Source organism: Amycolatopsis thailandensis (assembly GCF_002234405.1).
GTDB classification, from domain to species: domain Bacteria; phylum Actinomycetota; class Actinomycetes; order Mycobacteriales; family Pseudonocardiaceae; genus Amycolatopsis; species Amycolatopsis thailandensis.
On the sequence record NZ_NMQT01000062.1, the window covers coordinates 1 to 13,467 of the forward strand.

Below are 13,467 nucleotides of genomic sequence, written 5' to 3' on the forward strand. Positions count from 1 at the left end.
TGACTGGAGTTAAGGCGTCTGCTCTGCCGACCTGACCCGATCGGCCGGCCGAACTGGGTGCCCCCGGTGGAGTACCGCACGGCGGCGTCCACGCCCGCCTGCGCCAGCCCGACGGCGCCCGCCGCGACCGAGACCCGGCCGCGGGACAGCGCGCCCAGCGCGATGCCCAGACCGCGGTCGACCTCGCCCAGCCGCGCCGAGTCGGGCACGCGCACGCCGTCGAAGGTCAGCTCGGCGGTCGCCTGGCCGCGCAGGCCGAGCTTGCCGTGGATCTCCCGCGCGGTCAGGCCCGGCGAGTCGGTCGGCACGAGGAAGGCGGTGAGGCCGCGTTCGCTGGTGCGGGCGAAGGTCAGCGCCACCTGCGCCCAGGTTCCGTTGGTGATGAACATCTTTCCGCCGTCGAGGACCCAGTCGCCACCGTCACGGGTGGCGCGGGTGCTGACCGACGCCGCGTCGGAGCCGGTGCCCGGCTCGGTGAGGGCGAAGCAGCCGAGAGCGTCACCGCTTACGAGGCGCGGCAGCCACCGCGCCCGCTGCTCGTCCGTCCCGTGCGTCACGATGGTCTTGGTGACCAGGCCGAGCGACACCGAGACGATCCCTCGCACCGCGGAGTCGCCGCGCCCCAGTTCCTCGGTCACCAGCACGTAGGACAGCATGTCCGCGTCCACCCCGCCGTAGGTCTCGGGGACCATCAGGCCGAGGAAACCCAGCTCTCCCAAGCGTTTCACGATGCCGCGATCGACCTGTTCGGCGCGGTCCCACTCCGCCGAGTGCGGGACGATCTCCTCGTCGACGAACCGCGCGGCCATGGCGCGGATGTCGCGTTGTGTCTCGGTCAGGCCGAAATCCGGTGAAATCACGGTGTTTCCTTCTCCAGCGGGTAGGCGGGCGCGGTCAGGGGCAGGCCGAGTTCGGCGCGTTCCCGCAGCCAGCGCGTCGGCCGGTACCGCGGGTCGCCGGTGCTCTCGTGCAGCCGGTCTTGGAGTTCGAGCAGGCGGACGGCGCCGACGCGATCGCCCCACGCGAGCGGTCCGGCGGGGTAGCCGAGCGCGGCCGTGACGGCCAGGTCGATGTCCTCCGGGGTGGCCAGCGAACGTTCCGCGATCGACGCGGCGACCGAGACGATCGACGCGAGCAGGCGCTGCGCGACCGAACCGGCGGTGTCGCGCACCACGGAGACCGACCCGGCGCCCAAGGCACCGACGGCCGCGCGGACCGCGTCCGGGTCCGATGCCGGGGTCACGGCCAGCACCCGGCGGCGAACGGTCAGCGAAAGCGGATCGACGCCGAACGTGCGGGATGCGGGCAGCCCGAGCGCGGCGATCGCCGCCGAAACCGTGGTGCCCCACGTCGGGACCAGCACGACGGCTTCGGGGGTCAACTCGTCCGACGCCGCCGGCAGTGCCGCGCGCAAGGCGTCGGCGTCCGGCCCCGATCCGGCGATCCACAATGGACACTCAAGAGCGGTGACCGGTTCTTCCGGGGTGACCTCGGCGCCGGGCCGGTGGTCGTAGAACCCGCGCCCGCTCTTGCGGCCGTACAGCCCGGCGGCCACCCGGTTCGGGGTGAGGAACGAGGGCCGCAGCCGGTCGGAATGCCGGAACCCGGTCCAGATCGAGTCGATGACGGCGGCCGTCACGTCGAGACCGGTCAGGTCCATCAGCTCGAACGGGCCCATCCGCAGCCCGAGTACGTCACGGGCGATCCGGTCGATCACCACCGGTTCGGCGACCGAGTCCTCCAGGAGCGCGAAAGCCTCGGTGACCAGCCCGCGCCCGGCGTGGTTGACCAGGAAGCCGGGAGTGTCGGCGACCGTCACCGCGCGATGGCCGGACGCGCGCACCAGTTCGGCCAGTACTCCGGGGATGTCGGGACGGGTGGACGCCCCCGGCACCACCTCGACGATCTTCATCAGCGGTACCGGGTTGAAGAAGTGCAACCCGGCCAGCCGCGACGGATCGGCCAGCGTCGCGGCGATCCGGGTGACAGGCAGCGAGGACGTGTTCGTCGCGAAGATCGTCGTGGACGGCAGCACCGCTTCCAGGCTGGTGAACAACTCGGCCTTGGTGTCCAGATCTTCTCGGACGGCTTCGATCACCAGGTCGACGCCGTCGCCCGGCGCCGAAACCACGTCGAGCGGCACGAGCCTGGAGCGGACCTCGCCCGCCTCCGATTCCGTCATGCGTCCTTTGACGACCGCGCGGTCGAGCAGCCGCGCGACGAAGTCGATCGCCTCGCCGACAGCCTCGCGCCGCGCGTCGGCGAGCTCGACGGTGTGCCCCGCCGTCGCCGCCCACTGCGCGATCCCCCGGCCCATCACGCCGGTTCCGATGACCCTGATCCGCATGTTCACTCCTCAGCGCAGGTAGACGCGACCGGGGTCGACTTCTTCGCGCAGCCGCCGGAGTTCGGCGGCCGCGGGCGGTTCGATCGTGGCCAGGTCGGCGTCGACCTCCAGCGGCCAGCCGGTGGCCGCGCGCACCTGGCCGGCCGTCACGCCGGGGTGGACGGCGACCAGCCGCAGCGGTTCGCCCACCCCTCGCCGCGCGAGGATGCCGAGTTCGGTGATCACCCTGGTGACCCCCGCCCCCAATGGCCGGATGCCGTCGGCCAGCGCGCGATCGGGTCCGGGTGAAGTACAGAAGTCCAGTTTGTCCACAAAGGACCGTGGGTCGTGGCGGCGCATCACGACGAAGACCTCGCCGGAGTTCGCCATCACCTCCATCGCGCCGCCCGGGCCGGGCAACCGCACCGAGGGGTCGGCCCAGTCGCCGATCACCGACGAGTTCAGGTTCCCCCATCGGTCGATCTGCGCGGCGCCGAGGAAACCGACGTCGATGTGCCCGCCCTGCAAGACGTTCCCGAAGAGCGCGGGCATCGACAGCACCGCCTCGGCGCCGGTGATCAGCACGGCGTCGGCGATGGTTTCCGGCAGCTGCGTGGGATGCGCGCCGCAGACCCCGGACTCGTAGACGATCTCCAGGTCCGGCGCGACCGTCAGATGAGCCAGCGACGCGGCCAGCGTCGGTAGGCCGATCCCGGCGAACACGGTGCGTTTCCCTGCCAGTTCCCGGGAAGCCACCACCGAGAGCAGCTCGGACGAGGTGATGTCCTTTGTGGACGTCATCGCGCGTTCTCCCTTCGCTTCCCGTAGTTCACCGGCAGGCTCAGCGCGTCGTCGACGGCGAGCCCCGCCCAGTGGCCCTCGCCCAGTTTCGCCACGTATTCCGGGTGATCCCGGGTGCCGAGCACCCACTCCGCCAGCCACTCTCGCAGACGCGCCGGATCCGCGCTGATCGCCGACCAGCCGCGATAGAACGCGTTGTCGCGGTCGTAATAGCCCTGCGCGAACGACGGATGCGCGCCACGAGGGCAGGCCACCACGGCGTCGACGGCGTGCGAAGGAATGAGCGTGCGGTTGGGATCGCGGCGGATGACGTCGTCGTCGACGACCTCCTCGACCACCACCACGGCCTTCTTCGCCGCGTACACGGCTTCGGCCTGGATCCCGGTCAGGCCCCAGACCTGGGTGTTGCCCGAACGGTCCGCCCGCTGAGCGTGGACGATCGTGACGTCGGGGTTGACCGGCGGCACCACGTAGACCTGCTCGCCGTCGTCGTAGGGCGAGCGCACCTTGCGGAGACCAGGGTTGATCGACGGCAGATCACTTCCCCCGTACGAACGCACCGGGTAGAACGGCAGCCGCTGCGCACCGGCCAGGTAGCGGCCGATCATCCCGTAGTGGCTGTACTCCTCGAACTCCAGCGGCTCGGGGTCGGCGCGCTCGATCCGCCGCCGCAGTTCCCCGAGCGAGCCCGCCGAAGAGTTGCCGACGAACGAGGACACCAGCTTGCGCACGCAGCCGCCCGCGAGCATCTGGTCCACGACGATGTCCGCGGTCATCCGGACCACGGTGAGGTCGCGGCGGCCCTGCCGGATGATCTCGTGCCCCGCCGCTGTCGGGATCAGATGCGTGAACCCTTCGAGGGCGACGGTGTCGCCGTCGTGGACGAAGGCAGCGACGGCCTCGGCCATCGTGGTGGTCTTGTCGGTCACGGGTTCACCGTGCCAGGTGGCATTGTGCAGAGTCCAATACCGAATTAAGGTCATATTGATATCGAGTACTGAATAATCGAGGTGCGACATGGAGTTCCGTCATCTGAACGCCTTCCTGGCGGTGGCCGAGGAACTGCACTTCGGCCGGGCGGCGAAGCGCCTGCAAATGGCACAGCCGCCGCTGAGCCAGCAGATCCGCCAGCTCGAACGCGAACTCGGGGTGGCGCTGTTCGAACGGAACACCCGGTCGGTGCGCCTCACCAGCGCGGGCGAGTCTTTTCTCGCTCCGGCCCGCACCGTGCTCGACGACCTCGACCTGGCCACTCGTGCCGCGAAGGCGGCGGGGCGCGGCGAGTTCGGCCGGGTGACCGTCGGTTTCGCCGGGGCGTCGAGCCACGAGTCGCTGCCGCTGCTGACCAGGGCGGTCCGGGCCGCGCACCCCGGGCTCGAACTGGTGATGCGCGGGCAGACCTACGCCAACGTGGCGCTCGACCGCGTCGCGGATGGCTCGCTGGACCTCGGCTTCGTCCGGCTGCCGGTCACCCAGCCGGGGGTGCGGGCCAGGGTGATCGACGAGGAGGAGCTGATCTGCGCGCTGCCGTCGGATCACCGACTGGCCGGGCACGAGCGCATCCCCATCGAGGAGCTGGCGTCCGAGGTGTTCGTCAGCTTCCCCTCGAACGCGGGTTCCACGGTTCGCGAGGCCACCGTCAAGGCCTGCGCCGAGGGCGGGTTCACTCCGAAAGTGGTTCAGGAGGCGCCGGACTCGTACACGATCCTGGCGCTCGTCGCGGCCGGCGTCGGCGTGACGCTGACCTTGACCTCCTGCCAGCACATCCAGCAGACCGGGCTGGTCTACCGGCGCCTCGCCGGGAAGGCGATGCGCCTGCACGCGGCGCTGGCCTGGCGCGCGGACAACCCGTCCGCCGCGCTGCGGACCGTGCTCGCGGTCGCCGAGGAGGCGCTGCCCACGCCTGCGCCCAGCGGCGATTGATACTGGAGAGCACTTACTGAGTGGCCTATTCAGTATTGGACGTGTCTCGGTGACGGCTGGCAGGGTTCCGGCCAGAACAGGGACGTTGGCGCCGGGGGTCGCCGTGCCCGGGAACAACGGCGATCCAAGGAGACGGCATGGGTGCGGCGAATGCGACCGCGAAACGCGCGGGAATCGGGGCGTTCATCGGCTCGACCATCGAGTGGTTCGACTTCTACATCTACGGCACCGCTTCCGCGCTGGTGTTCGACAAGGTCTTCTTCCCCGAACTCGACGGAGCGATCGGCACCCTGGTCGCGTTCGCGACCTTCTGGGTCGGCTTCCTCGCCCGGCCGCTCGGCGGGATCATCTTCGGCCACATCGGCGACCGACTCGGCCGCAAGAAGACGCTGGTCATCACGCTGCTGCTGATGGGCATCTCGACCACCCTGATCGGCGTGCTGCCCGGCTACGCGACCATCGGGATCGCCGCGCCGATCCTGCTCGTGGTGATCCGGATGATCCAGGGCATCGGGCTCGGCGGTGAGTGGGGCGGTTCCGTGCTCATCGCCTCCGAACACGCGCCCAAGGGGAAGTCGATCCTCTACGGCGCCTTCGCGCAGCAGGGTTCTCCGGTGGGCAACACGCTCAGCACGGTCAGCTTCCTCGCCATCAGCCAGCTGCCGGACGCGGCTTTCGTCAGCTGGGGCTGGCGGATCCCGTTCCTCGCTTCCGCGCTGCTGGTCGTGGTCGGACTGTTCATCCGCCTGAAGGTCACCGAGTCCCCGGCCATGGCGGGCCTGATCGAGGCCAAGAAGGTCGCCAAGCTGCCACTCACCGAGGTGCTCCGCAACCACCCGATGCTGATCGTGCTCGGCATCGGCGCGTGCACCATCGGCCTCTCCGCCACCTACTTCAAGTCCACCTTCGCGCTTTCGTGGGCGACTTCGGACATCGGCTTCAGCCGCAGCTCCTTCCTCACCATCATCCTGGTCGCCAACATCACCCAGATCCTGGTGCAGCCGTGGGGCGCGGTGATCGTCACGAAGATGACCAGCTGGCGCCGCGCGGTCTCGATCATGCTTCTGCCCGAACTGATCCTCATGCCGCTGATGTTCCTGCTGATCAGCACCGGCGACTACGCCTCGGCGATGGTCGGCGTCGTCGTCGCGACCGTCCCGCACTGCCTCTACTACGCCGCGCTCGCGGGCATGCTCGCCAGCCGGTTCCCCGCGCACGTGCGCTACACCGGCATTTCGCTGTGCTACCAGCTTTGCGGCACGCTGCTCGGCGGCACGACACCGATCGTGGGCCAGTTCCTGCTCAACCTCACCGGCTCGATCACCGCCGTGATCGTGTTCGCGGTGTTCCAGGTCCTGCTGACCCTCGGTTGCATGCTGGCGCTGTTGAAGCGGCCCAACTACGACGAGCGCGCCGAAGAGCCCGCCCCGGCCGCCGCGGCGGTGACCCGATGATCACCGCGAACGGCATCGAGGAGATCCAGGCGCTGGCGGGACGCGATCTCGGCACTTCGGCCTGGCGAAGCGTGACGCAGGAGCTGATCGACACCTTCGCCGAGGTTTCCGGTGACGGCCAATGGATCCACACCGATCCGGCTCGCGCCGCGGCGGGTCCGTTCGGCGGCACGATCGCCCACGGCTACATGACGCTGAGCTGGGGCATCCCGATGTTCGCCGAACTGCTGCGCGTCACCGGTGTCGGCATGGCGCTGAACTACGGGCTCAACAAGGTCCGGTTCCCCGCGCCGGTCCCGGTCGGCGGCCGGGTGCGGCTGCACGCGTCCGTGCTGGAAGTGACCGCGGTGCCGCGCAACGGCGTGCAAATGGTGCGTGCCTTCACGTTCGAGCTCGAAGGTTCGCAGAAACCGGCTTGTGTCGCGGAATCGGTGACGCGCTACTACTCGTGAAGCGTGTCATGAGGGGTCCCCATAGGACACTTTTCGTCCTATGGGGACCCCTCATGACACTGGTCGCGACCCCGGCCCCGCCCCGGTCAGGAAGAAACGGTGTCGAGCAACCGGTTGAACCGGAGTCTCGTGGCGCGTTCGACGGCGGAAAGCGCACCGGCGACGGTCAGGACGACGTTCCCCCACGCGGGCAGATCGACCGGCGAGACGAACCTGCCGACGAGCTCGGCGATCGCCGGGACCCGGGTGACGGCCTCGGCACCATGCATGAGGCTGATGACGAGCGCTGTCAGGAGGACAAGCAAGGTCACCACGCCGACAGCCGCGCTCGTGCGCGGAAAGCGCCGCCCGAATCGCGCCCGGAGTCCTTCCTGCGAACGATCGTGTGGGCGTAGCGCGCGTTCGGTGCCGTCTTCGGCGACGAAGTGGACGCGTTTCATCCCGAACGCGCTGGTGGCGACTTCGATGACACCGCCGGGCACCGGAAACGCCGTCGGCAGATTGGACCGATGGATCTGGACCCCGTCCCGGTACAGCGCGGCCGGGCTCTTCCCGACGGCGTTCTCGTGCTGCTGCCGGCTTTTCGCCTCGACCATGTGCCGGACGTCGACCGCGTACACGCGGGTTTCCCCGGACGGCGTCACGAGATCGAGGAAGAGCATCGACCGGGAAAACAGCTGCCAGAGCCGGTACTCGGGGAGCGCGCTCCCGTCGCCGGGCCTGACTTTGCCGAGCTGCCACCGTCGTTTGAGATTCTTCATGGTCCTTTCTCTTCCTTCAGGGCGCGATTCCGAGGAGGACGTTCAGTCGCCTCAGGACGTCCAGCTGGGCCGGGTTGTACAGCTCGACCAGGCCGCGGAGGACCGTCGGTTCGGTCATCGCCACCCGGGTCCTGACGTCCGTCAAGGACGGCTGTGCCTCGATCTGGTCGCGCGCGACCGGCGCGAGCTCCTCGGCCAGCCGTTGCCTGGTGGCTTCGTCCGCGTCGGCCGATAGCGAGTCGAACTCCGCTTGCGCCGGAGGACGAGGCGCCGCGTGCAACTCCCGCATCACGTCCATCGTCTCCGCGTCCAGCACTCGCGAGAAGACCATCAGCATCGAGCGTTCCACCTCGGACAGTTCGGCGACGTTCCCGTCGAAGCCCGGTGGGAGGTCGACGAGGCTGCGGCGGTCCAGGATCAACGCCAGCTCCTCCCGCATGCGCTCCTGCCGTTCGATGCTCGCCTTCAGTTCGGCGTCCAGCGCGCGCAGCGTCCGTTCCGCGTTCCCGTCGGACTCCTCCATCGCCTCGATGTCGGACAGTGGAACGCCGAGATCGACGAGCCTCCGGATCCGCAGCAACCGGATCAAATGCGTGACGCGGTAGCGCTTGTACCCGTTCGCCCCTCGTTCCGGCTCGTCCAGCAGACCGATCCGGTGGTAGTAGCGGACGGTCTTCAGTGTCGTGCCGGCCAGGTCCGCCAGCTCACGTGTGCTCCAGGCCATCCCCCGAAGTGGACACCATGCCCCTGGGGCACAGTCAAGCGAGATCACCGGATGGCGAAGGTCTCTCTTGACCATGCCCCGAGGGCACGGTCTCTACTCGAATCGGACGGACACCCGACTTGTCACCCGAGGGGAAGCCATGCGGAGAGCCTTGACCATCGTCGTCGCCGCGGCCACGGCCGCGGTGGTGCTCGCACCACCGGGACTCGCTCGAACCGGCCCGAAGTGGGGCGAGTGTCCCGCCGATGTCGCCAAACCCGGCTTGCGGTGCGGCACCATCGACGTCCCGCTCGACCACCGGAACCCGGACGGAGAGCAGATCCAGCTCGCGATCTCCCGCCTGGCGAGCAAGAATCCCGACAAGCGCCGGGGTGTCCTGCTGACCAACCCCGGCGGACCGGGCGGCAGCGGTCTCGACTTCCCGGGCGGGCTCGTCGATCTCAAACTGCCGCAAAGCGTCCTGGACAGCTACGACGTCATCGGTTTCGACCCGCGCGGGGTGGGCCGAAGCGCCCCGGTCACCTGCGACCTGACGACGGAGCAGCAGTACCGGGGCAACATCCCGCCGTTCGCGCGTGACGCGTCCGACGTGGTGACGCACGCCCGGAACTCGAAGACCGTCGCCGAGCAGTGCGCCAAGTCCAAGACGGCGAACATGCTCCCCTACGTCTCGACAGCGGCCACCGCGCGCGACATGGACCGGATCCGCGAGGCGCTGCACGAGGACAAGCTCTCCTTCCTCGGCTACTCCTACGGCACCCACCTCGGCGCGGTCTACACCACACTGTTCCCCGACCGCAGCGACCGGATCGTGCTCGACAGCAACCTGGTCCCGGGTGGGCTGGACCGGACGGGCAGCCGGCTGTTCGGTCCGGGCCTGGAGAAGCGATTCCCTGACTTCGCCGAGTTCGCCGCGGCGCGTCCCGAATACGGTCTGGGCACCACCCCGGAAGCGGTGACCGCGAAGTACTTCGACCTCGCCGGCCGTCTCGACAAGACACCGGTACAGGGCTACGACGGCAACCTGTTCCGGCTGGCGACCTTCGGTTCCTTGTACCGGGACAGCCGGATGCCCGAACTGGCCGCGATCTGGCACGCGCTCGACACGAACCAGCCGCCACCGACGTCGGCCGCGTCCGACGCTCCGCAGAGCCTGGAGAACAAGGTGGCCAGTCACCTCTACGCGATCTGCAACGACTCGCGCTGGCCGAGGTCGGTGAGCAGCTACCTGCACGACGTCTCCGTCGACCGGAAGCGCTTCCCGATGTTCGGCGCGGCCGGGGCGAACATCCGCCCGTGCGCGTTCTGGCGGTCCGAGCCCGCCGAACGGCCTGTGCGGGTCGGCGACAAGGGTCCGGCGAACGTGCTGCTGGCGCAGAACACCCGCGACCCGGCGACGCCACTGGCCGGTGCCGAACAGATGCGGCGTGCCCTCGGTGACCGGGCCCGGATGGTCACCGCCGACCAAGGCGGCCACGGCGTTTACCTGATCGGCGCGAACAAGTGCGCGAACGACACGGTTACCGCGTTCCTGACCACGGGCGAGCGGCCGGAGGACGATCGCGTCTGCGTGGCGGAACCGGCCTGACCTCCCTTGGTGCCGGGCCGGTCCGCGCCAGGACCGGCCCGGCACCCTCCTTCGAAGTCCAGCCATTCGAGCGAATCGATGACGTATGACGCTGTGTCACTGGTCCCTTCGCCATCCCCGTAAGACGATCGAAGGACGTCCACGCCTCCGTGGACGTCGTGGAGAACGGGGAGAACTGTGCAGAACGACCTGCTGATCGTCGAGGACCTGCTCTTGCTGCTGCTCGACGACGAGACCGGGACCCCCGCGGCGGCGGGCACCCTGCCCTACACCCTCGGCGGTGCCGTCCTCGCCGAACTCGCCCTGCTCGGCAGGGTCGAGACGGGGAAGCCTTCCGCGTTGAACGGCCCCGAAATCATCGCGGTGGGCGACGGTCCCCTGCCCGACCCGGTACTTCAGGCCGCGTACGACCAGATCGCCGCGAAGACCCAGCGCGTGCAGCCGCTGCTGCTCGCGATCGGCGGAGACCTCTGGAAGACACTGACCGACAGGCTCATCGAACGCGGCCTCATCCGGCGCGAGAAGAAGCGCGTCCTCGGTCTGTTCCCCATGACCCGCCTGCCCGCGGCCGACACGCGGCACGAGGCGGCGCTCCGGGACGAGATCCGCGCCGTGCTGGTGGAGGGCGAGACGCCCGACCCGCGCACCGCCGCGGTGACCGCCTTGCTGTCCGCGAGCGGCGCGCTGCCCGCGCTCCGGCCCACTCTCGCGTGGTCGGCGAAGGTCTACAAGCGCGCGAAGGAGATCGAGCACGGCAATTGGGGCGCCGAGGCCGTCAACGCCGCCGTGGTCCGCACGGCCGCGGCGGTCGCGGTGTCCACCGCCGTGGTGGCCGCCACCGTCGTCACCACCACGACGTAGCTCAGCGCACCAGCCGGCCCGCCCGGATCGCGGAATGGAGAACGCCTGACAACGTGCCGGTGATCAGCACGCCCGGGAACAGATTCCCCGCTGTCGTCGTGATCCGGGCGCCCCGGGCGGCCTCGATGCTCAATGGGACGATCACGGTGATCGCCGTCAGAAGCGCGGCATGGTCAACCTGATCGTCACCGTCGAGGCACTGCCGTCCGAACTGCGCTCCGGGATGCTCGGCGGCCCCGCCCCGGACGCGCTGGCCGCGCACCACCGTTCGCGGACTGCCCAACGACGGACTCTCCTCCGGAGCCCCCAACCGAAGCCTTTTCCTGCGGGACTACGGAAGTCCGTGAAGGCCTCCTTGAGGGATCCTGGGTATGTGACGTTGCGAAAGCCACTTTCGCAACGTTGCCTCCAAGCCGCGGCATCGCTCAGACGGCGGCCGCGTGCTTCCCGCTCGGCTGGTCTTCGGCGGCCTGGTCCAGGATGCGGTTCGCGACCCGGCCGAGCGCCGCGTCGAGTTCGTCGTGTCCTTCCAGGCCCCAGTCCCGCAGTCGCTCGGCCAGCCAGTTCTTCCACGCCCGGATGAGCTTTTCGAGTTCGGCGCGCCCCGCCTCCGTGGTGGCCCATTCCCCGGACTTGAAGACCAGGTGCCCGGTGAACTCCAGGCGCGCGAAGGCGGCTTCGAACACCTCGGGCGGGATGCCGTAGCGATCGCCGATCACGGTCAAGGACGTGGGTTTGTCCCGTCGTTCCCGGAGCCGGACCTGCCCCAGGCACCACAGCCCGCCGGTGTCGAGTTCGCAGCCGGACTTCATGAGGACTCCGGAAGAAGCCGCTTTTCCGTCGCGTGCCAGCAATCGGCCGACGGCGCGTTCGAGGTCCTGGTCTCCGTTGCCCGACTCCGGCATCGCGAAACCCTCGCCGAGATCCGGCGCCGCGGCTCGCGAGGTGTCCCGCAGCGGGACCTCCTTGAGGAAGAAGGCGAGCACCAGCGCCACGAGCCCGACCGGTGCGGCATAGAGGAACACCGTGTGCAAGGAATCGCTGTACGCCTGGATATACGGCGCCGACACGGAATCAGGCAAGGCGTGGAGCGCGTTCGGGACCTGCACGGCTCTCGGGTCGATTCCGGCAGGCAGTGGGTGTTCCGCGCCCGCCGCGGCCATGTTCGGGGCGAGCTGGTTGGCGTAGATCGTGCCGAAGACGGCCGCTCCGAACGAGGAACCCAAGGACCGGAGGAACGTCACGCCGGAGGTCGCCACGCCCAGGTCGCGGTAGTCGGCGGTGTTCTGCACGACGATGACCAGAACCTGCATGCTCAAGCCGATTCCCAGGCCGAGGACGGCGAAGTAGAGGGACATCTCCCAGAACCCGCTCGTCGGGGTCAACCGTGAGAGCAGGTACAGGCCCAGCGTCAGCCCGACCCCGCCGGCGATCGGGAAGACCTTGTACCGCCCCGTCTTCCCGACGATGTTGCCCGCGAAAATGCCGGCCACCAGCAGCGCGATCACCATGGGCAGCATCCGCACCCCCGAACTGGTCGCCGAGATGCCGTGGACGTATTGCAGATACGTCGGCAGGTACGACAGCGCACCGAGCATCGCGAACCCGACGACGAAGCTCAGGATCGCCGAAACGGTGAAGACGGGGTTCCGGAACAACCGCATCGGCAGGGTCGGTTCCTTCGCGCGCTTCTCCGCGAGGACGAACAGCACCAGCAGGATCACCGAGCCGATCGACATCCCGATGATCGTCGGCGAATCCCACGCGTACTGCGTGCCGCCCCAGCTCGTGACCAGGGTCAGCCCGGTCGCGGCCAGCCCGATCAGCAGGATGCCGAGATAGTCGATCACCGGCCTCGCCGCGGCCTTCACGCTCGGCATCGCGCTCGCCGCCACGATCAGCACGACGACCGCGATCGGGACGTTGACGTAGAACGCCCACCGCCACGACAGGTGGTCCACGAACAACCCGCCCAGCATCGGGCCGAGCACCGTGACGACGCCGAAGACCGAACCGAGGATGCCCTGATATTTGCCCCGCTCGCGCAACGGCACGACGTCGGCCACGAGCGCGGTCGCGGTGACCATCAGACCGCCCGCGCCGAGCCCTTGGACCGCGCGGGCCACGATGAGCCAGATCACGTCGTCGGCGAACCCGCAGAAGAACGAGCCCACCGTGAACACGATCACCGACAGCTGGAACATCAGCTTGCGGCCGAACAGGTCACCGAGCTTCCCGACGACGACGGTCATGATCGTCTCGGCGAGCAGGTAGGACGTGATCACCCACGACAGATGCCCGGCCCCGCCGAGATCCCCGACGATCGTCGGCAGCGCTGTCCCCACGATCGTCTGGTCGAGCGCCGCGAGCAACATCCCGAGCATGACCGCCGCGAACACCGCGTTCCTGCGCTTGCGGCTCAGTACCGGCGGGGTGACGTCCGGTCTGCCGACCTCGGCGGTCGTGGTCATCGAGTCTCCCTCACGTCGGGCATCCAACGTAAGACAGGCCGGGGGGCCGGCGCACTTCGATGATCACCCGATCCGGTGGTCCTCAGGAGGTCCGAAAAGGACGGTC

At 69.0% G+C, this 13,467-nt stretch carries 13 protein-coding genes; 5 read left to right on the forward strand and 8 right to left on the reverse strand.

The features are described 5' to 3' along the window. The 4 genes from CFP71_RS18025 to CFP71_RS18040 form a co-directional block, all read right to left on the reverse strand. Nucleotides 1-860 (reverse strand): acyl-CoA dehydrogenase family protein (locus CFP71_RS18025; protein WP_143267107.1); only part of this gene is annotated, 860 nt, incomplete at its 3' end. Next, nucleotides 857-2,347, reverse strand: a complete 1,491-nt coding sequence (locus tag CFP71_RS18030) for a 3-hydroxyacyl-CoA dehydrogenase NAD-binding domain-containing protein (protein ID WP_093935032.1) — start codon at nucleotides 2,345-2,347, stop codon at nucleotides 857-859. The genes CFP71_RS18025 and CFP71_RS18030, both read right to left, overlap by 4 nt. Before the next feature lie 9 nt (nucleotides 2,348-2,356). Beyond that, nucleotides 2,357-3,127 (reverse strand): CoA-transferase subunit beta, encoded by a 771-nt coding sequence (locus CFP71_RS18035; protein ID WP_093935033.1) that lies wholly within the window; start codon nucleotides 3,125-3,127, stop codon nucleotides 2,357-2,359. After that, a complete protein-coding gene (locus CFP71_RS18040) occupies nucleotides 3,124-4,035 on the reverse strand; it encodes a CoA transferase subunit A (RefSeq protein WP_093935078.1) in 912 nt (303 codons plus the stop codon). Before CFP71_RS18040 ends, CFP71_RS18035 begins: the two co-directional genes overlap by 4 nt. 109 nt (nucleotides 4,036-4,144) lie before the next feature. Between CFP71_RS18040 and CFP71_RS18045 the strand changes: the two genes are divergently transcribed. The 3 genes from CFP71_RS18045 to CFP71_RS18055 all read left to right on the forward strand — a co-directional run bounded on the left by CFP71_RS18045 (nucleotide 4,145) and on the right by CFP71_RS18055 (nucleotide 6,956). Further along, nucleotides 4,145-5,050: a LysR family transcriptional regulator gene (locus tag CFP71_RS18045; RefSeq protein ID WP_093935034.1), complete on the forward strand. Its 906-nt coding sequence runs from the start codon at nucleotides 4,145-4,147 to the stop codon at nucleotides 5,048-5,050. 137 nt (nucleotides 5,051-5,187) lie between these two features. After that, nucleotides 5,188-6,504, forward strand: coding sequence for an MFS transporter (locus CFP71_RS18050; RefSeq protein WP_093935035.1), 1,317 nt, complete (start codon nucleotides 5,188-5,190; stop codon nucleotides 6,502-6,504). Continuing rightward, nucleotides 6,501-6,956: a MaoC family dehydratase gene (locus CFP71_RS18055; protein ID WP_093935036.1), complete on the forward strand. Its 456-nt coding sequence runs from the start codon at nucleotides 6,501-6,503 to the stop codon at nucleotides 6,954-6,956. The genes CFP71_RS18050 and CFP71_RS18055 overlap by 4 nt, the downstream gene beginning before the upstream one ends. Nucleotides 6,957-7,042: 86 nt before the next feature. Here the strand turns inward: CFP71_RS18055 and CFP71_RS18060 are convergent, their stop codons facing one another. After that, nucleotides 7,043-7,717: a hypothetical protein gene (locus CFP71_RS18060; protein WP_093935037.1), complete on the reverse strand. Its 675-nt coding sequence runs from the start codon at nucleotides 7,715-7,717 to the stop codon at nucleotides 7,043-7,045. Between the two features lie 16 nt (nucleotides 7,718-7,733). Then, nucleotides 7,734-8,441 (reverse strand): MerR family transcriptional regulator, encoded by a 708-nt coding sequence (locus CFP71_RS18065; RefSeq protein ID WP_093935038.1) that lies wholly within the window; start codon nucleotides 8,439-8,441, stop codon nucleotides 7,734-7,736. 139 nt (nucleotides 8,442-8,580) lie between these two features. Between CFP71_RS18065 and CFP71_RS18070 the strand changes: the two genes are divergently transcribed. Further along, complete coding sequence (locus tag CFP71_RS18070) at nucleotides 8,581-10,029, forward strand: alpha/beta hydrolase (RefSeq protein ID WP_093935039.1); 1,449 nt, start codon at nucleotides 8,581-8,583, stop codon at nucleotides 10,027-10,029. Between the two features lie 177 nt (nucleotides 10,030-10,206). Beyond that, nucleotides 10,207-10,890: a GOLPH3/VPS74 family protein gene (locus tag CFP71_RS18075; RefSeq protein ID WP_093935040.1), complete on the forward strand. Its 684-nt coding sequence runs from the start codon at nucleotides 10,207-10,209 to the stop codon at nucleotides 10,888-10,890. 1 nt (nucleotide 10,891) lies between these two features. Here the strand turns inward: CFP71_RS18075 and CFP71_RS44200 are convergent, their stop codons facing one another. Continuing rightward, nucleotides 10,892-11,173, reverse strand: a complete 282-nt coding sequence (locus CFP71_RS44200; protein WP_167406168.1) for a hypothetical protein — start codon at nucleotides 11,171-11,173, stop codon at nucleotides 10,892-10,894. 142 nt (nucleotides 11,174-11,315) lie between these two features. After that, a complete protein-coding gene (locus tag CFP71_RS18085) occupies nucleotides 11,316-13,361 on the reverse strand; it encodes an MFS transporter (RefSeq protein ID WP_093935042.1) in 2,046 nt (681 codons plus the stop codon). Nucleotides 13,362-13,467: the final 106 nt, after the last annotated feature.